This is a genomic window from Pseudomonas sp. PVC-5-1, from assembly GCF_057444345.1.
Map to the genome: position 1 here is coordinate 4,207,600 of NZ_CM172024.1, position 19,958 is coordinate 4,227,557.

A 19,958-nucleotide genomic window follows, 5' to 3' on the forward strand; every position below is an offset into this window, starting at 1 on the left:
GGGCCATTTTGATACGGATCAAGCCGTAACGGCGCATTCCGACGACTGGTTAATCGTTTCGCTTTGTTGCAGGTCGATCCAGGCCTGCAAGTTTGCCCCGCGCATGCCCTGGCGCCACATCAACCAGGTGACCGCCTGATCGAACGGCGCCTGCAGCTGGTGCACCCGCACCCGGTCGCGCCCGGGCAGGCTGTCGAGCATCGACCTGGCCATCATCGCCACACCCGCGCCGGCGATCACGCAGGCCAGCATGCTCTGGTACGACTCGATTTCCATCACCCGGCCCATGGGCGTATGGGCATGGGCATACCAGGCCTCCAGGCGCATGCGGTACGAGCAGCCCTGGCGGAAGGTGAACACCGCCTTGCCGGCCACATCCTTGGCAGTGTGTACCGCAGGGTGCTCGGGGCTGGTGATCAGCACCAACTGCTCATCGCAAAGCGGCACGCCATCCAGCCCGGCCAGGCTCGGTGGCCCATCCACCAGGGCCGCGTCCAAGGTGTGGTTGAGCAGGCCTTCCAGCAACTCGCCACTGGGCGCCGCACGCACCTGCAAGTTAACCGCCGGGTAGGCCTGGTGATAACGCGCCAGCAACCCCGGCAAATGGGTCGCCGCCGTGCTGTACATGGTCCCCAGCACGAAGTCCCCGGCCGGTTGGCCGCCCCGCACGGCGGCCAGCGCCTCGTCGCGCAAGGCTGACAGGCGGTTGGCGTAGTCCAGCAGCACCTTGCCCGCAGGCGACAGCTGCAGGCGCTGGCGCTCGCGCAGGAACAGCTCGACACCCAGTTGCTCTTCGAGCTGGCGCAAGCGCGTCGACAGGTTCGACGGCACCCGATGCAGGCGCTCTGCGGCGCGGGTGACCGAACCCTCCTCGGCCACGGCCTGGAAGATACGCAGTTGGCTGAATTCCACGACATTCTCCAAAACAGAACAACTTGATCATCATTATTCAATTTTATTGAAAAAGAAACCGCCCTAACCTGCCAGCCATCTCTTACATCCGCGCAGGAGACTTGTCATGTCGCCACTCATTCAACTGCTGGCCAGCGCCGTGGCGCTGATGATGGCCATGGGCATCGGCCGTTTCGCCCTGACCCCGCAGCTGCCGCAACTGATCGCCGAAGGCCAGTTCGACCTGACGGTGGCCGGGCTGGTGGCCGCGGCCAACTACCTGGGTTACTTCATCGGCGCGGTAGATGCCATGTTCGCCCGCTCGCCGGGCCAGGTGCGCCTGCGCCTGCACGGCGGGCTGTGGCTGTGCGTACTGCTGACTCTGGCCTCATGGGCCGCAGACGGGTTCTGGAGCCACCTGCTGCTGCGCTTCGGCACCGGCGTGGCCAGCGCCTGGGTGCTGGTGATGATCACCAGCCTCAGCCAACAGGTGGCCAATGCCGACAACCGCCAGCGCCTGGGTGCCCTGGTGTTCGCGGGGCCCGGCCTGGGCATTGCGCTGACTGGTTTGCTGGCGCTGGTGGCGCATTTGTGGGGGCTCGGCTCGGCAGCACTGTGGCTGATCTATGCCGTGGCCGCGCTGGTGATGCTGCTGGCGGTGCGGCCTTGGCTGCCCAGGGCGCTGCAAGCCGCGCCGGTATCGCCCGCTGCACACCAGGGCCCGACCCGCCGTGTCGGCATCGGTCGCCTGGGGCTGGTATATGCACTGTATGGCGTAGGTTACATCCTGCCGGCCACCTTCCTGTCGCAGATGGCCAACCAGCAGTTCCACGGGCAGTGGCTCGCAGACCTGTTCTGGCCGGCATTCGGCCTGGCGGCGGCGCTGGGGGTTCTGCTCGTGAGCCTGCGGCGTGGCGGCCGAACCGCGACCTGGCTCACCGCCACCCTGTGGCTGCAGGGGCTGGGTGTGCTGGCCTGCCTGATGGGCGGAGGTGTCGGGCTGGCGTTGGGCGTGGTGCTGTGTGGCGGGCCATTCCTGGCCTGCATGCAACTGGTGATGCAACGTTCGCGGGAGCTGGCGCCGCATGCCACGCAGCGCAATGCCGGGCTACTGACAGCCTGCTTTGCCTTGGGGCAGTTGAGCGGGCCGCTGCTGGCGGCGGTCAGCAGCCATTACAGCGGCGGGTTGCAGCCTGCGCTGATGGTGGCTGCGGGTGGGTTGGTGGTGGCTGGGGGGCTGGTGCTGTTTGGCAGCTCTGCACAGCAGGCCAACGCCTGTCAGGCCAAGGCCGCATCCTGAATCGTGGTTGCCTGTGCCGGCCTCTTCGCGGGCTCGCCCGCTCCCACAGGGGCCGCAAAATCTTCAAGACCTGTGCAGTACCTGTGGGAGCGGGCAAGCCCGCGAAGAGGCCGGTACAGGTTATCGATCATCCCACAATCCGCCGCAACTGCTGCTTAACCCAAGGCTCGGCACTCACCAGCACCACCCCCAGCAGCACCATCAACGCACCAACCACAAAGTTCAGGCTAAGCGGCTCATCCAGCAACAAAACGCCAAAGGTCACCCCGAACAGCGGGGTGATGAACGAGAACACTGCCAGGTTCGACGCCAGGTATTTGCGCAGCAACCAGAACCAGGTCAGGTAGCTGATGAACGACACCACAATCCCCTGGAACAGCACGCTGCCCATCGCCAGCGGCGTCAGCGTCACCGCGCCGATCTGGCCGCTGAGCAAGGCAATCAGCAGCAACCCGGCAAAGCCCACCGCCAGCTGATAGAACAGGGTCAGGGTCGCTGGTGCTTCCGACAGCCGCGAGCAGCGCACCACCACCGTGGTCGCCCCCCAGGCCAGCCCGGCGATCACGCCAAAGGCATCCCCCAGCAGGGTGCGGCCATCCATGTGCTCGAACGACATGCCGCCGGCAAACGCCATGGCAATACCGCCGAAGGCCAACAGGATCCCAAGCCATTGCAGCAGCCGCAGGCGTTCGCTGGGTAACCTGAAATGCAGGCCCAACGCAGTGAACACCGGCGCGGTATAGAGGAACACCGACATGTGCGCCGCCGAGGTCAGCTTCAGCCCCTCGGCAATGAACAGGAACTCCAGGCCGAACAGCCCACCCGCCACCACCCCGGCACGCCAGGTGCTGCCGACCTGCTCCCAGCCTCCGCGCCAGCACAGCATCAGGCCCACCAGCACGGCGGCGATGCCGTTGCGCAGGGCCGCCTGCATCACCGGCGCGATATCGATGGCAGCAGTCTTGATCAGGACCTGCTGGCAGCCCCAGATCAGGCACAGCCCCAGCATCACCTGAAAGGCAAAGGCATCAGGGTTCTTGCGGGCCGCGCTCATGAGTGGGCCTCTGCGGTGGTCATTGGCATGGGTGAGGGCTCGGCAGTTATTCAGGAACTACCGATTATCGGGTTTCCATGGCCGCCCTTGCCAGCCTCAAAACGACCTCAGGCGATCTGCGCCTTCGCCGACACCTGCTCGAAGGTGGTTTCATCCAGCGCATCCTCTTGCTCGTCCAGCACCTGGCGCGGGTGCTCGAAGCCGGGGATGCTGCTGTCGATCAGGCTCATCAACCGCGAGCCACGTTCGGTCAGCACGAAATTCTCGCCATTGCCACCATCTTCTTCGGGTCGGGTTTCGATGAAACCACGCTCGAACAACAGCCTCTCGTACTCGCAGGCACGGGTTTTCAGGTGGTCCAGGTCGCCCACCGGCTCCCCCTTGGCAGCTAGTGCCGCAGCGTGTTGCTCGGCATAGGGGCGTGGCGTGAAGCTGTGACCGGCGCCGTTCTGCACCTCGTGCAGCAAACGCTCGATCAGGTCCCAGTCGTAGGCGATGCTCATGGCTACGGGCTCCTGCTGTGGACGGAAGGGGTACACAGGTTGGGACCTGCCGAGGTTGCCCGGCGTTCCGAAATATCTCAGCGCTGGCGTTTTTGCGCTTGCATGTACTGACGCAGCAACTGGTTGATCCGGGTCTGGTAGCCGCTACCCTGCTCTTTGAACCAGGCGAGGACATCGGAATCGAGGCGAATGGTCACCGTCTGCTTGGCTGGAACTCGCAGCTCAGCCTCGCGGAAGAAATTTTCATCCAGCTCAGGAATATCCGAGGTATCAATAGCCTGGTCGTCCTGTCGAGCCAGGCGACTCCAGTCAGTTTTCGATGCTTTGGTCATAATGTTTGGCCTCCCGTCTGGTGGCTTTGCGTGCAGAAATGATGCGAATGACATCACCCTGCCTTTCCGTGTACACGACCACGCCTATCAGACACTTCAGCCAGCCCAGGCAGACCCAGCGCTCCTCATCGTGGTCCGGATTGTCATCGCGGCGAATCAGCATCGGGTGATTGAACATATCCGGAACATCGCTGAAGTCGATGCCGTGCTTGCGGATGTTTATCTGGTTCTTGGCATCGTCCCATTCAAAGAACATGGGACGCTCCGTATTTACATCTGTACATACGATACCTCCTGATCCAGGCCAAGGCTAGGGAGCGATCGCCCACTCTTCAATAGCTTCAGGAGGTTTTGGGAAAGGGATTACAACCTAGAGGGAAGTGGCCTGGCCAAATGGCTCACAAGGCTAGGTCAGATGCCCAGCTGGGGACAGGCTGACCATGAAGTGCCACCGGTCGAAGGCGCTGAACTAACGGCCAAGCACATGCCTCCACCGGGCATCACCACCGCCGGAGGTAGGAAGGATGAAACTGCTGCTGCCCATTGCCTGTGCCACTGCCCTGTCCTGCGCCCTGCCCGCCTGGGCCTGCACACCGGAAGAAGCAACGCAGAAACGCGAAGAGCTGGCCGGGTTGGTCACCCAGTTGACCGAGCAGAACCCGCAGAAGGCCAAGGAGATCAATGACGAGCTTCAAGGGATGGAGCTGGGCACGGCTAGCAAGGACTTGCCCGACAAGTGTCAGCTGATCGACAAGCGGATCAAGGAGTTGAAAGAGGCGGAGAAAAAGGCTGAATAGTGGCCGCCTGTGCTGGCCCCTTCGCGGGCACGCCCGCTCCAACAGGGATAACACAGCCTTCGATATCTGTGATTATCCTGTAGGAGCGGGCGTGCCCGCGAAGAAACCAACAGCGCTACTGAAGGTTACTCAGCCGCAGGCTTGCGCTTCTTCAGCGGCGCCAGGCCGTCAGCGCTGGCCAGCGGTGCATTGGCCTTCGGCTTGGCGGTTGGCTTGCGCTTGGCGGTCGCCTTCTTGTCACCGGTCTTCTTCTCGACCTTTTTCTTCTTGCTGCCAGCCGCCTTGCCCGAGGCCTTGACCTTCTTAGGCCCGTTGTAGGTCCCCTTCACTTCCTTGATCACCCGGCGCTCGAACTGCTGCTTGAGGTAGCGCTCGATGCTCGACATCAGGTTCCAGTCGTTGTGGGTGATCAGCGAGATCGCCAGGCCTTCGCCACCGGCACGGCCGGTACGGCCCACGCGGTGCACGTACTCGTCACCGCTGCGCGGCATGTCGAAGTTGATCACCAGGTCCAGGCCGTCGATGTCCAGGCCACGGGCCGCAACGTCGGTAGCCACCAGCACCTTGGAGCTGCCCTGCTTGAAGCGGTCCAGGGCCAGCTTGCGGTCCTTCTGGTCCTTCTCGCCATGCAGCACGAAGGCCTTCACGTCCTTGGCCACCAGGTGGCCGTAGATGCGGTCGGCCAGGGCGCGGGTGTTGGTGAAGATGATCGCCTTGTCGAAGGTTTCGTTGGCCAGCAGCCACTGCACGATCTGCTCTTTGTGCTGGTCGTGGTCGGCGGTGATGATCTGCTGGCGGGTGCCTTCGGCCAGCTGCGAGACGCTGTTGAGCATCAGGTGCTCAGGGTCTTTCAGCACCTTGCCGATGATGTCGCGCAGGGCCGCACCACCGGTGGTGGCGGAGAACAGCAGGGTCTGCTGGCGGTTCTCGCACTCCTTGCACAGGCGCTCCATGTCTTCGGCGAAGCCCATGTCGAGCATGCGGTCGGCTTCGTCGAGGATCAGCACCTGTACGTGGGACAGGTCCAGGTTGCCGGCATTGAGCTGCTCGAGCAGGCGGCCCGGGGTGCCGATCAGCACATCCGGCACCTTGCGCAGCATGGCGGCCTGTTCCTTGAAGTCTTCACCGCCGGTAACCAGGCCCGACTTGATGTAGGTGAACTGCGAGAACAGCTGTACCTGCTTGAGGGTCTGCTGGGCCAGCTCACGGGTCGGCAGCAGGATCAGCGCGCGGATCTCGACGCGGCGTTCGCGCAGGTCGACCAGGCGGTTGAGCAACGGCAGCACGAAGGCCGCGGTCTTGCCGCTGCCGGTCTGCGCGGTCACGCGCAGGTCACGCCCTTGCAGGGCCAGGGGGATGGCCGCGGCCTGCACCGGGGTTGGCTCGACAAAGTTAAGCTCGGCCACGGCTTTAAGCAGGCGTTCGTGCAGGGCGAATTGGGAGAACACGGAGGTAACCTCAGGCAAGTGCGGAAAATTCAGTTGCATAGGGTAACGTTTTCTGCCGCCTTAGCCGAATTTCTTTTGGCAACTTTGTCGCCATCCGCGCTCTAATGGCGCTTCGTTTGGCAACAAGACTGTACGCAAGCCCATGGATATCCAACGAATCTGGCGTGACTCCCTCGACCTGTGGGGCACCCTTGACCAACATCCGATGCTGCACGCGGCCATTGGCCTGGCGGTGCTGCTGCTCATTTCCCTGGTCATCGGCCGCCTGGCACGCTTCCTGGTGCTGCATGGCGCCCGCCTGCTGGCCCGCCAGCCAGCGCTGAAGTGGCTGGACGACCTGCGCAACAACAAGGTGTTCCACCGCCTGGCACAGACCACGCCGTCACTGGTGCTGCAGTTCGGCCTGAAACTGGTGCCCGAGCTGTCGGACACCGCCCAGCACTTCCTCGGCAATGTCGCCCTGGCCTTTACCCTGCTGTTCATGACCATGGCGCTGTCGTGCCTGCTGGATGCCCTGCTCGACATCTATGCCCGCACCGAACACGCCCGCACCCGCTCGATCAAGGGTTACGTGCAACTGGCCAAGATGATGCTGTGGATCTTCGCCTCCATCGTCATCGTCGCCACCCTGATCGACCGCTCGCCGCTGTTGCTGCTGTCGGGCCTGGGTGCCATGTCGGCGGTGCTGCTGTTGGTGTACAAGGATACCCTGCTGTCGTTCGTCGCCAGTGTGCAGCTGACCAGCAACGACATGCTGCACGTGGGCGACTGGATCGAAATGCCCCAGGTGGGCGCCGATGGCGATGTGGTGGACATCACCCTGCACACGGTGAAGGTGCAGAACTTCGACAAGACCATTGTCTCCATCCCCACCTGGCGCCTGATGAGCGAGTCGTTCCGCAACTACCGCGGCATGCAGCAGTCCGGTGGCCGACGCATCAAGCGCAGCCTGTTCATCGACGCGGCCGGCGTGCGGTTCCTGACTCGCGAGGAAGAACAGCGCCTGAGCCAGGTCAGCCTTCTGCGCGATTACCTGGCGGGCAAGCGCCAGGAACTGCAAAGCTGGAACGAAGCCTTGGGGCCGGTGGCCGAGCTGTCGGCCAACCGCCGCAAGCTGACCAATATCGGCACCTTCCGGGCGTTTGCCCTGGCCTACCTGAAGAACCACCCCAACGTGCACCCGAACATGACCTGCATGGTGCGGCAAATGCAGACCACCGCCGAGGGTGTACCGCTGGAGATCTACTGCTTTACCACCACCACGGCGTGGGCTGAGTACGAGCGGATTCAGGGGGATATCTTCGACTACCTGCTGGCGGTGTTGCCGGAGTTTGGGCTGAGTCTGTATCAGCAGCCAAGTGGCAACGACATGCGGGTGGGGTTGAGCGGGCGTGTATCGCAAGAGCCTGTGCCGCGTCGGCTGGAAGACATGAACGAGGCTTGATATTGCCGGGGCTGCTTCGCAGCCCATCGCCGGCAAGCCAGCTCCCACAGGTATTGCACACGTCTCGAATTTTGCGCGTTGCCTGTGGGAGCTGGCTTGCCGGCGATGGGCCGCAAAGCGGCCCCTTTCCGTGTCAGGGCCGAGTCAGGGGTGCGCATTCATGGTTGTCGAAAGCCGGTTACTCTCGCGCCCATGGACCATGCAGTACAGCGCACCGGCCAGGATCAACCCCATCGCCCAACTGATATCCGCCCCCAGCCACTCGGCCACGAAGCCCGTGTAGAACGACAGCTTCATGAACGGGATGGTACCGATGATCGACACGGCGTACACCGCCAGGCTTCGACGATTGAAGCAGCCATAACGCCCCTTGGAGTCATACAGCGCCCCCACATCATAGTGGCCTCGGCATACCCAGTAGTAATCCACCAGGTTGATGGCGCTCCATGGGATCAACAGGTACAGCTGGCCGATCAGGATGTCGGCAAAGAACGTATCGAAATTGTATTGGGTGGCGATGGCGATCAGCGTTGCCGCTGTGGTCAGCCCAGCCATTACCAAGGCCTTGGCCGTCGCGGTCACGCGCCGGATGGTCTTGAAGGCACCAAAGATCGTGACCGACGACATGTAGGCGCTGTACAGGCACAGGACGTTGTACTGGATCACCCCCAGCGCTATCACTGCCAGCGCCAACGGCGCCCACGGGCCAAACAACGCGGCAATGGCTGTGGCCGGGTCATGCCCCAGTGCCGACGGCAATGCCACTGCCACCAGCGCGCCCAGTGCCATCATGGCAAAGGAGCCCAGCGCACAACCGCAATAGGTGGCCCAGAACGTGGCGCGTGGGTTGACGTTGGCCGGCAGGTAGCGCGAGTAATCGGCTACATAGGGGCCATACCCCAGTGTCCAGGAGGCCGACTGGGCCACGATCAGGTTGAAGGCGGTGAACGAGAAGCCGGTACTCACTGCCGTCGTGGTTGCCATGTCGCCGGGGTGCAGCAGGATCAGCACCAGGGCGCCGGCAAAAACCAGTGTGGACAACAGGCTCATCCACGCGCCCAGGCGGTGGATCAGCTCGTAGCCGACAAAGCCGATGACAAAGGTCAGCAAGCCGACCACCACGATCGCCTGGTCATCGCTCATGGGCACCAGCGCCTGCAGGGCATTGCGCATCAGCACGCCGCTGGCGGCGAGGAACAGGACTGCGGCCGTGACCATCACCAGCAGAGGGAGCGCGGCACCATGGACACCGAACTGGGCCCGGCTCTGGATCATCTGTGGCACGCCCAGGTGAGGCCCCTGGGCAGAATGCGCGGCCATGAACACGGTGCCGATCAGGTTGCCGACCAACAGGCCCAGCAAGGTCCAGCCCAGACTTAGCCCCGACGCAGCGCCCAGGGTGCCGACCATCAGCGCGGTTATCTGGAAGTTGGAGCTGAACCAGATGGTGAACAATCGTTTAGGCGTGCCATAACGCTCTGCGTGTGGGACAAATTCGATACTTCGCGTTTCTAGCTTCACGCCGGTCTCCCGATTTTGTTTTCCGGATTATCGGGTAGGGACCGGCGGAATTTGGGTTCAGTAACGAACGCGTCATAGCTGACTGCGCCATGGCTTGCTTGATAACGTCAGGGTACCTAGGCGGCTCATCCACACCGACGCCAGGATCACCGCCGCGCCGATGAACAGCCTGCCCAATGGCTCGTCCTGGTTCCAGATCAGCAGATTGAGCAGCAACCCTACCGGCACATGCAGGTTGTTCATCACCGCCAGCGTCCCGCCCGAAACCATGCATGCGCCCTTGTTCCACCAGTACAGCCCCAGCGCCGTCGGGCACAGGCCCAGGAACAGCAGCACCAGCCACTGCACATCGGTGGTCGGCAGGTGCTGGGCGTTGCCAAACAGCAGGAAGGCCGGCAATACCACGATCAACGCGCCCAGGTAGAAGTAGCCAAAGCGCTTGTAGTGCGGCAGGTCGCTGGGGTGGCGTGCAACCAGATGGCGGTACAGCACCTGGCCGGCGGCGTAGGTGAAGTTGGCCAGTTGCAGCAGCAGGAAGCCGATGAAGAACTCGCCGCTGATGGTATCGAAGCGGATCACCGCCGCGCCGGCCACCGCCACCAGCGCTGCCACCAGGGCCCACGGGTTGAAGCGCCGGTTCATGGCGTCTTCGATCAGCGTCACGTGCAACGGCGTGAGAATGGTGAACAGCAGCACCTCCGGCACGGTGAGCACGCGAAAGCTCAGGTACAGGCAGACGTAGGTGATGCCGTACTGCAGCGCGCCGATCAGCAGCATCGAGCGCATGAAGCGCGGCTCGACCTGGCGCCAGCGGGTCAGCGGCAGGAACACCAGGCCAGCCAGCACCACGCGCGCAAGCACGGCAAAGTAGCTGTCGACGTGCCCGGCCAGGTACTCACCGATCAGGCTGAAGGAAAACGCCTGGATCAGCGCGACGATAATCAGGTAGCCCATGGTTGCCTCTCGTGGATCAAGGCCGCGACCTTAGCGGGTTGCGGGGAATGAGTTCAACCATGAGGAAAGTAAGGACGGCAGCGCACGCGGTCTATGTAGGAGCGGCCTTGTGTCGCGAAAGGGCTGCAAAGCAGCCCCGGCAATATGTGCTGCTGTGCAGAGATCCCGGGGGCGCTTCGCACCCCTTTCGCGACACAAGGCCGCTCCTACACAGAGCAAAAGCAGACCGCATGTGCACAAATAGAAAAAAAGCCCGGCCATGCAGGCCGGGCAGGTACACCCAAAGGAGCAAAAACAGGTGTCAGAGTTGGGAATTCGCTAAGCCTCAGGCCACCGCCGCCAGCTTGGCCTTGGCCTGGTTGACGCCCTTCTCGTGGAAGTCAGCGCTCATGTTCAGGCCTTCGGCATGGATGAAGTCGACATCGTGAATGCCGATGAAGGCCATTACCTGGCGCAGGTACGGTTCCTGATGGTCGCTGGTGGCACCGGCGTGGATGCCGCCACGGGCAGTCAGGACGATGGCGCGTTTGCCGGTCAGCAAGCCCTGCGGGCCGGTGGGGGTGTACTTGAAGGTGATGCCGGCACGCAGCACATGGTCCAGCCAGGCCTTCAGGGTGCTGGGGATGGTGAAGTTGTACATCGGCGCGGCCATCACCAGCACATCGGCAGCCAGCAGTTCATCGGTCAGCTCGTTGGAGCGGGCCAATGCGTCGAGCTCCGCCGCACTGCGCTGTTCTTCGGGCTTCATCCAGCCACCCAGCAGGTTGGCGTCCAGGTGCGGCACCGGGTTCACGGCCAGGTCACGCACACTGATCTGATCGGCCGGGTGGGCGGCCTGCCACTGCTGGATGAAATCACGGGTCAGCTGACGGGAAACGGAATCCTGCTGGCGGGCGCTGCTTTCGATGATCAGTACGCGGGACATTGGGGTGCCTCCATCGGCAAAAAGGGTTGCGATTCGATGGAGGTGAGATTACGGGTTGACCTATCGATAAAAAAGCGTAAAAAATGGGTTCAATCTATCGATTTATCAGTTTATTCTGCACTGCAATTCAACGCGATCCGTAGTTTGATGATCTGCCGGTTGAACTTGGCAGTGACATCGACGCTTTTACCGGCCGGTACGTTCACCCGGCGCACCCTTGGTGCCTCGGGGCCATTGCGAAAGGTCACCTTGCACGCGGCCGGTACCTGCCCATAGTTGTTGAGGGTGATGGCGCCAATGTCATAGGCCGTGTCATAGGCGGTGTAGTCGAGCTTTACCCCGGTCAGTTCCTTCTCAACGTCGATGGGATAAGCCATGGCCCCGAGGGGCAGGCACATCAGTATTGCCGCACAACATTTCTTCATTGGCCGCTCTCCTTGAAAGAGCGCAGCTTAGGACAACAGGAGCGAAAGATGAAAGCGCCGCGCGTAACCCTTGACCAGTGGCGAACCCTGCAGGCAGTGGTCGATCACGGCGGGTTTGCCCAGGCCGCCGAGGCACTGCACCGCTCGCAGTCATCGGTCAGTTACACCGTGGCCCGCATGCAGGAGCAACTGGGCGTGCCGCTGCTGCGTATCGACGGCCGCAAGGCGGTGCTCACCGAGGCCGGCAGTGTGCTGCTGCGCCGTTCGCGCCACCTGGTCAAACAGGCCAGCCAGCTCGAAGACCTTGCCCACCACATGGAGCAGGGCTGGGAGGCCGAGGTACGCCTGGTGGTCGATGCCGCCTACCCCAGTGCCCGCCTGGTCCGCGCCCTGGCTGCTTTCATGCCGCAGAGCCGTGGCTGCCGGGTGCGCCTGCGTGAAGAAGTGCTGTCTGGCGTCGAGGAAGTGATGCACGAAGGCATCGCCGACCTGGCCATCAGCAGCTACAGCATCGGCGGCTACCTGGGCGCCGAACTGAGCGCGGTGGAGTTCGTCGCTGTCGCCCACCCCGAACACAGCCTGCACCGCCTGGGCCGCGAACTTACCTTCCAGGACCTGGAAAGCCAGTTGCAGGTGGTAATCCGCGACTCCGGCCGCGCCCAGCCGCGCGATGTCGGCTGGCTGGGTGCCGAGCAACGCTGGACCGTCGGCAGCCTGAGCACCGCCGCTACCTTTGTCAGCAGTGGCCTGGGCTTTGCCTGGCTGCCCCGCCACATGATCGAGCGCGAGCTACGCGAAGGCGTGCTCAAGCCGTTGCCGCTGGATCAGGGTGGCAGCCGCCACCCACTGTTCTACCTTTATTCGAGCAAAGAGAAGACCTTGGGCCCGGCTACGCAGATTCTCATCGACCTGCTGCGCAATTTCGACACCGCGCCACTGGACGTGCCCTTCGCAGCCCCCCCGCAAGCCTGAGAGGACCGCGCCCATGGCCTATTTCGAACACGAAGGATGCACACTGCATTACGAGGAATATGGCCAGGGCGAACCCCTGGTATTGCTGCATGGCCTGGGCTCCAGCTGCCAGGACTGGGAGCTGCAGGTGCCGGTGCTCAGCCGCCACTACCGGGTAATCCTCATGGACATCCGCGGCCACGGCCGCTCCGACAAGCCACGCGACGGCTACCAGATCGCCACCTTCAGTGCCGACCTGCTGGCCCTGCTCGAACACCTGCACACCGGCCCCGTGCACATCGTCGGCCTGTCCATGGGTGGCATGGTCGCCTTCCAGTTCGCTGTCGACCACCCGCAGTGGCTGCGCAGCCTGTGCATCGTCAATAGCGCCCCCGAGGTCAAGCGCCGCACTCGCAGTGACTGGGTATGGTGGCTCAAGCGCTGGGGCCTGGCGCGCCTGCTCAGTGTCGAAACGGTCGGCAAGGGCCTGGCCGAGCGGCTGTTTCCCAAACCGCAGCAGGCCGAACTGCGGCACAAGATGGCCCAGCGCTGGGCACGCAACGACAAGCGCGCCTACCTCAAGAGTTTCGACGCCATCGTCGACTGGGGCGTGCAGGAACGCATCGGCCAGGTTCACTGTCCTACCCTGGTGATCGCAGCCGACCAGGATTACACCCCGATACAACTGAAAGAACGCTACGTCGCCCTGATGCCTCACGCCAGGCTGGTGGTCATCGACGATTCCCGGCACGCTACACCCCTCGACCAACCCGAGGTCTTCAACCAGACCCTGCTGCAGTTCCTTGCAGCCGCTTCCACCTCTCAAGGATCTTTGAGCCCATGCTGAAAAAACTCCTGCTCACCGCCTGCTCGGTCGCCTTCGCCACCAGCGTCATGGCCTCCGACAAGACCCCGCACGTACTGCTGGACACCAGCTTCGGCCAGGTCGAAATCGAGCTGAATGCCGAGAAGGCACCGATCAGTACCAAGAACTTCCTGGAATACGTCGACAGCGGCTTCTACAACAACACCATCTTCCACCGTGTAATCCCGGGCTTCATGGTCCAGGGCGGCGGCTTCACCGACCAGATGGTGCAGAAGAACACCCGAGCCCCGATCACCAACGAAGCCGGCAACGGCCTGCAGAACACCCGTGGCACGCTGTCCATGGCCCGTACCCAGGACCCGAACTCGGCCACCAGCCAGTTCTTCATCAACGTGGCCGACAACGACTTCCTCAACCCTGGGCGTGACCGTGGCTATGCCGTATTCGGCAAGGTGACCAAGGGCATGGAAGTGGTCGACCAGATCGTCAATTCGCCGACCACCATCAAGAAAGGCATGCGCGATGTACCGGCCGATACGGTCTACATCAAGTCGGCCAAACGCATCGACTGACCGCAGGCTTCACAGGGACGTGAAACCGCCTGAGGGTCGGATGAAACAGGAGTGTCGTCACCCATGCTGTACCGCCGTTTCGAGCAGTTGATCGATATCTTCCGCGACGCGCCCAGCGAGTCGCCACCCGGCCAGGTCTGGCCGTTCTACCTGTACTACCTGCGCCAGGTGTGGCCGAGTTTTGTCGCCCTGCTGGTGGTGGGCCTGGTTGCCTCGCTGATCGAGGTGGCGATGTTCAGCTACCTCAGCCGCATCATCGACCTGGCACAGGGCACGCCCAATGCCAGTTTCTTCAGCGAACACAGCGGCGAACTGATCTGGATGCTGGTGGTGATCCTGCTGCTGCGCCCGGTGTTCTTCGGCCTGCACGACCTGCTCGTGCACCAGACCATCAACCCCGGCATGACCAGCCTGATCCGCTGGCAGAACCACACCTATGTACTCAAGCAGAGCCTGAACTTCTTCCAGAGCGACTTCGCCGGGCGCATCGCCCAGCGCATCATGCAGACCGGCAACTCACTGCGAGACTCTGCGGTGCAGGCGGTGGATGCGCTATGGCACGTGCTGATCTACGCCATCACCTCGCTGGTGCTGTTCGCCGAGGCCGACTGGCGCCTGATGCTGCCGCTGCTGCTATGGATCGCCGGCTACATCGCCGCGCTGTTCTACTTCGTCCCCCGGGTGAAGGAGCGTTCGGTGATTTCCTCCGACGCCCGCTCCAAGCTGATGGGCCGCATCGTCGACGGCTACACCAACATCGCCACCCTCAAGCTGTTCGCCCACACCGACTTCGAACAGCAGTACGCGCGCGAAGCGATCCGCGAACAGACAGAGAAAACCCAGCTGGCCGCGCGCTTGGTCACCAGCATGGACGTGGTCATAACCACCCTCAATGGCTTGCTGGTGGTCGCCACCACAGGCCTGGCGCTGTGGCTGTGGAGCCAGTCGCTGATCACCGTCGGCGCCATCGCCCTGGCCACCGGCCTGGTGATCCGCATCGTCAACATGTCGGGCTGGATCATGTGGGTGGTCAACGGCATCTTCGAGAACATCGGCATGGTCCAGGACGGCCTGCAGACCATCGCCCAGCCGGTCACCGTCACCGACCGGCCCAACGCACCGGCGCTCAAGGTCAGCCGCGGTGCGGTGCGTTTCGATGATGTGGACTTCCATTACGGCAAGGCCGCCAACGTGATCGAAGGGCTCAGCCTGGACATACGCCCGGGCGAGAAGATCGGCCTGATCGGCCCGTCGGGGGCAGGCAAGTCGACCCTGGTCAACCTGCTGCTGCGGCTGTATGACGTGCAGGGCGGGCGCATTCTCATCGACGGCCAGGACATTGCCGAGGTAAGCCAGGCCAGCCTGCGCGCGCAGATCGGCATGATCACCCAGGACACCTCGCTGCTGCACCGCTCGATCCGTGACAACCTGCTGTATGGCCGCCCCGATGCCAGCGAGGCCGCGCTTCATGAAGCGGTGCGCCGGGCCCGCGCCGACGAGTTCATCCCGCAGCTGTCGGACGCTCAGGGGCGCACCGGTTTCGATGCCCATGTGGGCGAGCGCGGGGTCAAGCTGTCGGGCGGCCAGCGCCAGCGCATCGCCATTGCCCGGGTGCTGCTGAAGAATGCACCGATCCTGATCATGGACGAGGCCACTTCGGCGCTGGACTCGGAGGTAGAGGCAGCAATCCAGGAAAGCCTGGAGACGCTGATGCAGGGCAAGACGGTGATCGCGATTGCCCACCGGCTTTCCACCATCGCCCGGATGGACCGGCTGGTAGTGCTGGACAAGGGGCGGATTGTCGAGAGTGGCAGCCACAGTGAACTGCTGGAGCAGCAAGGCTTGTATGCCCGGTTGTGGCATCACCAGACCGGGGGGTTTGTCGGGGTCGACTGATTTCCTGTGCCGGCCTCTTCGCGGGCTCGCCCGCTCCCACAGGATCACCACAGACCTTGAAAACTGTGCCGTACCTGTGGGAGCGGGCAAGCCCGCGAAGAGGCCGGCACAGCCAATATAAATGGATCAGTCCCGGCGATAGGGCAACATCCCTCTGGCCTCCTCGGCATACGCCCGCACCCCTTCCCGTTCCTGCGCCAGAAAATCCTCCACCGCCCGCCGCAGCCCCGGGTGCAGCAGGTAGTGCCACGACCGCGTCAGCACCGGCTCGAACCCTCGAATCAGCTTGTGCTCCCCCTGTGCCCCGGCATCGAAACGCTGCAGCCCTTCGGCAATGGCAAAGTCCATGCCCTGGTAGAAACAGGTTTCGAAATGCAGCCGGTCGAACTCGTCCAGGCACCCCCAATAACGGCCAAACAGGCTGTCGCCCCCCACCAGGCTCAGGGCCATGGCCACATCACGGCCACCCTGCCGCGCCATCACCACGCGCAACGCTTCGGGCATGCGCTCGGCAAGCAGGCTGAAGAACTCGCGTGTCAGGTAGGGCGCACGGCGGCGCACCGCGTAGGTATTGGCGTAACAGCGGTAGACGAAATCCCACTGCGCCTCATCCAGTTCACCCCCACGGTACCAGCGGAATTCAATCCCGTGCCCGGCCACCTGTTCACGCTCCTTGCGCATCTGCTTGCGCTTGCGCGAACTCAGGCTGTCGAGAAAATCCTGGAAGTCACGGTAGCCGTGGTTGCGCCAATGAAACTGGCAGCCCAGGCGCTCCATCCAGCCAGGCTGGCCTGCCAGTTGCTCGTCCAGCGCCGGCTCGGTGAAATTGATGTGCGCGCCAGACAGCCCGCCCTTGGCCAGGTACTCCGGCAAAGCCTGCAGCACCAGCAGGCCATCGGCTGGGTCGGCGGCGAGCAGGCGCGGGCCGCTGACCGGGCTGAACGGCACGGCACCGAGCAGCTTGGGGTAGTAGGCAATGCCGGCCCGCTCACAGGCATCGGCCCAGCCATGGTCGAACACGTACTCGCCAAACGAGTGCCATTTGCGGTACGCCGGCAGCAGCGCCCGTACCCGCCCGTCACGTTCCAGCACCAGGTGCTCGGCGGCCCAGCCGGTGTTGCGCGCGACGCTGCCGCTGTCCTCCATGGCGCTGAGAAACGCATGGCGTAGAAACGGTTGGCCAGCGGGCACCAGGGCATCCCAGGTGGCCGCCGGAAGATCACGCAAATGAGCAAGGCTGTACAGGCTGGTCACGGTTTCGGCTCGCTGTTTCAAGGTACCCAGTATCCCCAAGGAAGGCCCGCCACTCAAATCACGATAGCCGGGACAGATCCTTTTATTCTCAATTACTTAACCGCAGTGCCACCAATTCGACATTAATCTGTCATTCGCCCCCGCAATACTTGCGCCTGTTTTCCGGAACCCCAGAACCTGTCTATTCAGGCCCTTTCCGAAGACATGCCAACACAGGGGCGGGCGCTTGAGCCTCCCCATCTTATTCAACAGGGAGAACCTTATGCGTCTTGTTTCTACACTTACCGGAGTGAGCCTCACCGGCATGATGCTGGCTCTGAGTACTCCGGCCAGTGCAGCTGTCGACGCCAAGCTGCTCGAAATGCTCCGCGCCAATGGCTCGATCAACCAGGCGCAGTACAACGAACTGCAGGCGGACCTGGCTCAAGAAACCAAGGAAAAGGCCGCTCAGAAAGCTCAGTCCGAACGGATGAGCTCCTTTGAACAGAAAGTGGCATGGGCCGCCAAGACCCAGGTCAAGGGTGATGTGCGCCTGCGTTACGAAGACGTCAACGTCGACGACCCGAACAGCAGCAGCGGTAACCAGGACCGCCAGCGCGTGCGTGCCCGTGTCGGCTTCTACAGCGAAATCAACCCGCAGGTCGACGCGGGCATCCGTATCGCCACCGGCAGCAGTGCCGACCGCCGTTCGACCAACCAGAGCTTCGACAACTACTTCGACAAGAAGTCGCTGTGGGTCGACCAGGCCTACCTCGACTGGCACCCGACTGCAGTTCCCAACCTGCACCTGATTGGCGGCAAGATGGCGCAGCCATGGGTGAGCATGGGCGACATCATCTGGGACAGCGACATCAACCCGGAAGGCGTGGCAGCCACCTACAAGACCGACCTGGGCGGGGCCGAAGTGTTCGCCAGCGCCGGTCAGTACACCCTCAAGGACAACGTCGATGGCGACGGCGTGCAATACAAGCATGACGCACAGGTCTATCACGGCCAGTTGGGCGCCAAATTCGCCCCGGCAGACGTGCTCAAGCTGACCGTAGGTGCCAGTATCTATGGCTACGACAACGACAAGGAAGCCACCATCCTGCAGTCGTTCGGCAACACCACCAACGAGTTCAACCTCGTGGAAGGCTTCGGCCAGCTGGACTTCACCGGCTTTGCCATCCCGCTCTCTGCTTACGGTCAGTATGTGAAAAACACCGAAAGCACCGATGGCGAAGACCAGGCCTGGTTGGCGGGCCTGAAAACCAAGGTCGGCGCCTGGAGCCTGGACTACAACTACCGCGACGTGCAGCGTAACGCCGTGGTCAGCCTGTTCACCGACTCTGACTTCGGCAACGGCTTTACCGGTTCGCGCGGGCACAAGTTCAAGGTCGGATATGAAATCGACAAGAACTTCTCCCTGGGCGCTGCCTACCTGATGGCCAAGACCGACCTGTCGCAGTTGCCCAACAGCGATGCCGATGTAGATACCCTGCAGGTAGACCTGGAAGCCAAGTTCTAAGCGAAACCCTGCACTGCTTCACCTGAAGCGGGAAATGCCGACCCCATCCGGCGTTTCCCGCTTTTTTTTGCCTGGCAGAAATGCGCCGGCCTCTTCGCGGGCTCGCCCGCTCCCACAGAATCACCACAGCTCTTGAAAACTGTGCAGTACCTGTGGGAGCGGGCAAGCCCGCGAAGAGGCCGTACAGGCGCCAGATACATCAGCGCTTGCGCAGGATCACGCTACCAATCGAATACCCCGCACCAAACGAGCTCAACACGCCCAGCGAGCCCTTGGCCAGGTCGTCCTGGTACAGGTGGAAGGCAATCACCGACCCCGCCGAACTGGTGTTGGCATAGCGATCGAGAATCACCGGTGCATCCTCTTCGGCCACTTCACGCCCCAGCAGCTTCTTGACGATCAGCTGGTTCATGCTGAGGTTGGCCTGGTGCAGCCAGAAGCGTTTCACATCGCTTGGTTGCAGCCCGTTTTCCTGCAGGTGCTCACCGATCAGCTCGGCCACCTTCGGGCACACCTCGCGGAACACCTTGCGGCCTTCCTGGATGAACAGCTTGTCCGCCGCGCCCTCGCCCTCTTCCGCCGCGCGGTTGAGGAAGCCGAAGTTGTTACGGATGTTGTTGGAAAACTCGGTCCACAGCTTGCTGCTGACGATGTCGAACTGGTGCGCCGAGGTGGCCTTGTCGGCACGCTCGAGCAGCACCGCAGTGGCAGCATCACCAAAGATGAAGTGGCTGTCGCGGTCACGGAAGTTCAGGTGGCCGGTGCACACCTCCGGGTTGACCATCAGCACCGCGCGCGCCTGGCCCAGGGCCACGCTGTTGGCGGCGGTCTGGATGCCGAAAGTGGCCGACGAGCAGGCCACGTTCATGTCGAAGGCAAAGCCCTGGATGCCCAGCGCCTGCTGCACTTCGATGGCAATGGCCGGGTACGGGCGCTGCAGGTTGGAGCAGGCGACGATCACCCCGTCGACATCGGCCGCCGTGCGACCGGCGCGCTCCAGGGCCTGGCGGGCGGCGGCCACGGCCATTTCGCAGAGCACCGAAGGTTCGTCGTTGGAGCGCTCGGGCAGACGCGGTTTCATGCGCTGCGGGTCGAGAATGCCGGCCTTGTCCATGACGAAGCGGCTCTTGATGCCCGAGGCCTTTTCGATGAACGCCGCATCGGACAGCGGCGCCGCCTCGACTTCACCGCGCTCGATGGCGGCGGCGTTGTCCTGGTTGAACTGCTGCGACCAGGTGTTGAAGGACGCCACCAGTTCTTCGTTGGAAATGCTCTGGGCCGGGGTGTACAGGCCGGTGCCGCTGATCACGACGTTATGCACGGTCGTTCCTCTGGTCAAAGGCCATCGCCACGGGGCG

At 62.9% G+C, this 19,958-nt stretch carries 20 protein-coding genes; 8 read left to right on the top strand and 12 right to left on the bottom strand.

Annotated features, from left to right (window positions below; translation table 11 throughout):
• Window positions 1-18 precede the first annotated feature (18 nt).
• Window positions 19-912, bottom strand: a complete 894-nt coding sequence (gene ptrR / locus AC2T3R_RS19330; RefSeq protein ID WP_410953330.1) for a putrescine utilization regulator PtrR — start codon at window positions 910-912, stop codon at window positions 19-21.
• 106 nt (window positions 913-1,018) lie between these two features.
• Between ptrR and AC2T3R_RS19335 the strand changes: the two genes are divergently transcribed.
• Window positions 1,019-2,191, top strand: coding sequence for an MFS transporter (locus tag AC2T3R_RS19335; RefSeq protein WP_486744122.1), 1,173 nt, complete (start codon window positions 1,019-1,021; stop codon window positions 2,189-2,191).
• Between the two features lie 127 nt (window positions 2,192-2,318).
• On the opposite strand, the gene AC2T3R_RS19340 is transcribed toward AC2T3R_RS19335, so the two are convergent.
• From AC2T3R_RS19340 to AC2T3R_RS19355, 4 genes are all read right to left on the bottom strand, one after another.
• On the bottom strand, window positions 2,319-3,245 hold the full coding sequence (locus tag AC2T3R_RS19340; RefSeq protein ID WP_015271296.1) for a DMT family transporter: 927 nt from the start codon (window positions 3,243-3,245) through the stop codon (window positions 2,319-2,321).
• A gap of 107 nt (window positions 3,246-3,352) precedes the next feature.
• Window positions 3,353-3,748 carry a hypothetical protein gene (locus AC2T3R_RS19345; protein WP_013973698.1) on the bottom strand — a complete coding sequence of 132 codons (396 nt, stop codon included), beginning with the start codon at window positions 3,746-3,748 and terminating at the stop codon, window positions 3,353-3,355.
• 77 nt (window positions 3,749-3,825) lie between these two features.
• Window positions 3,826-4,080: a BrnA antitoxin family protein gene (locus AC2T3R_RS19350; protein WP_013973699.1), complete on the bottom strand. Its 255-nt coding sequence runs from the start codon at window positions 4,078-4,080 to the stop codon at window positions 3,826-3,828.
• On the bottom strand, window positions 4,058-4,336 hold the full coding sequence (locus AC2T3R_RS19355; RefSeq protein ID WP_309669225.1) for a BrnT family toxin: 279 nt from the start codon (window positions 4,334-4,336) through the stop codon (window positions 4,058-4,060). The genes AC2T3R_RS19350 and AC2T3R_RS19355 overlap by 23 nt, the downstream gene beginning before the upstream one ends.
• A gap of 268 nt (window positions 4,337-4,604) precedes the next feature.
• On the opposite strand from AC2T3R_RS19355, the gene AC2T3R_RS19360 reads away from it, so the two are divergent.
• Window positions 4,605-4,877, top strand: a complete 273-nt coding sequence (locus AC2T3R_RS19360; protein ID WP_013973700.1) for a hypothetical protein — start codon at window positions 4,605-4,607, stop codon at window positions 4,875-4,877.
• Window positions 4,878-5,002: 125 nt separating this feature from the next.
• On the opposite strand, the gene AC2T3R_RS19365 is transcribed toward AC2T3R_RS19360, so the two are convergent.
• Window positions 5,003-6,364 carry a DEAD/DEAH box helicase gene (locus tag AC2T3R_RS19365; RefSeq protein ID WP_238066756.1) on the bottom strand — a complete coding sequence of 454 codons (1,362 nt, stop codon included), beginning with the start codon at window positions 6,362-6,364 and terminating at the stop codon, window positions 5,003-5,005.
• Window positions 6,365-6,467: 103 nt separating this feature from the next.
• Between AC2T3R_RS19365 and AC2T3R_RS19370 the strand changes: the two genes are divergently transcribed.
• Window positions 6,468-7,769, top strand: coding sequence for a mechanosensitive ion channel family protein (locus AC2T3R_RS19370; RefSeq protein ID WP_486744123.1), 1,302 nt, complete (start codon window positions 6,468-6,470; stop codon window positions 7,767-7,769).
• Between the two features lie 144 nt (window positions 7,770-7,913).
• Here the strand turns inward: AC2T3R_RS19370 and AC2T3R_RS19375 are convergent, their stop codons facing one another.
• From AC2T3R_RS19375 to AC2T3R_RS19390, 4 genes are all read right to left on the bottom strand, one after another.
• Window positions 7,914-9,290 (bottom strand): purine-cytosine permease family protein, encoded by a 1,377-nt coding sequence (locus AC2T3R_RS19375; protein WP_486744125.1) that lies wholly within the window; start codon window positions 9,288-9,290, stop codon window positions 7,914-7,916.
• 72 nt (window positions 9,291-9,362) lie between these two features.
• Window positions 9,363-10,244, bottom strand: a complete 882-nt coding sequence (locus tag AC2T3R_RS19380) for a carboxylate/amino acid/amine transporter (RefSeq protein ID WP_015271300.1) — start codon at window positions 10,242-10,244, stop codon at window positions 9,363-9,365.
• 325 nt (window positions 10,245-10,569) lie between these two features.
• The gene (locus AC2T3R_RS19385) at window positions 10,570-11,169 is read right to left on the bottom strand and encodes an FMN-dependent NADH-azoreductase (RefSeq protein WP_013973705.1); all 600 of its coding nucleotides are present in this window, start codon (window positions 11,167-11,169) and stop codon (window positions 10,570-10,572) included.
• A 110-nt stretch (window positions 11,170-11,279) separates the two neighbouring features.
• Window positions 11,280-11,594: a hypothetical protein gene (locus tag AC2T3R_RS19390; protein WP_012051530.1), complete on the bottom strand. Its 315-nt coding sequence runs from the start codon at window positions 11,592-11,594 to the stop codon at window positions 11,280-11,282.
• Between the two features lie 48 nt (window positions 11,595-11,642).
• Here AC2T3R_RS19390 and AC2T3R_RS19395 point away from each other — a divergent pair, with 48 nt between their 5' ends.
• From AC2T3R_RS19395 to AC2T3R_RS19410, 4 genes are all read left to right on the top strand, one after another.
• Window positions 11,643-12,566, top strand: a complete 924-nt coding sequence (locus tag AC2T3R_RS19395; RefSeq protein WP_486744126.1) for a LysR family transcriptional regulator — start codon at window positions 11,643-11,645, stop codon at window positions 12,564-12,566.
• Window positions 12,567-12,579: 13 nt separating this feature from the next.
• Complete coding sequence (locus AC2T3R_RS19400; protein WP_013973707.1) at window positions 12,580-13,392, top strand: alpha/beta fold hydrolase; 813 nt, start codon at window positions 12,580-12,582, stop codon at window positions 13,390-13,392.
• Window positions 13,386-13,943, top strand: a complete 558-nt coding sequence (locus AC2T3R_RS19405) for a peptidylprolyl isomerase (RefSeq protein WP_486744128.1) — start codon at window positions 13,386-13,388, stop codon at window positions 13,941-13,943. Before AC2T3R_RS19400 ends, AC2T3R_RS19405 begins: the two co-directional genes overlap by 7 nt.
• Before the next feature lie 63 nt (window positions 13,944-14,006).
• Complete coding sequence (locus AC2T3R_RS19410) at window positions 14,007-15,839, top strand: ABC transporter ATP-binding protein (RefSeq protein ID WP_486744129.1); 1,833 nt, start codon at window positions 14,007-14,009, stop codon at window positions 15,837-15,839.
• Between the two features lie 126 nt (window positions 15,840-15,965).
• Here the strand turns inward: AC2T3R_RS19410 and AC2T3R_RS19415 are convergent, their stop codons facing one another.
• Window positions 15,966-17,093 (bottom strand): GNAT family N-acetyltransferase, encoded by a 1,128-nt coding sequence (locus AC2T3R_RS19415; protein WP_410953343.1) that lies wholly within the window; start codon window positions 17,091-17,093, stop codon window positions 15,966-15,968.
• Between the two features lie 262 nt (window positions 17,094-17,355).
• Between AC2T3R_RS19415 and AC2T3R_RS19420 the strand changes: the two genes are divergently transcribed.
• Window positions 17,356-18,600 carry a putative porin gene (locus tag AC2T3R_RS19420; protein ID WP_015271304.1) on the top strand — a complete coding sequence of 415 codons (1,245 nt, stop codon included), beginning with the start codon at window positions 17,356-17,358 and terminating at the stop codon, window positions 18,598-18,600.
• Between the two features lie 199 nt (window positions 18,601-18,799).
• Here AC2T3R_RS19420 and AC2T3R_RS19425 read toward each other — a convergent pair whose 3' ends face one another.
• Window positions 18,800-19,921 (bottom strand): beta-ketoacyl-ACP synthase III, encoded by a 1,122-nt coding sequence (locus AC2T3R_RS19425; RefSeq protein WP_123083774.1) that lies wholly within the window; start codon window positions 19,919-19,921, stop codon window positions 18,800-18,802.
• Window positions 19,922-19,958: the final 37 nt, after the last annotated feature.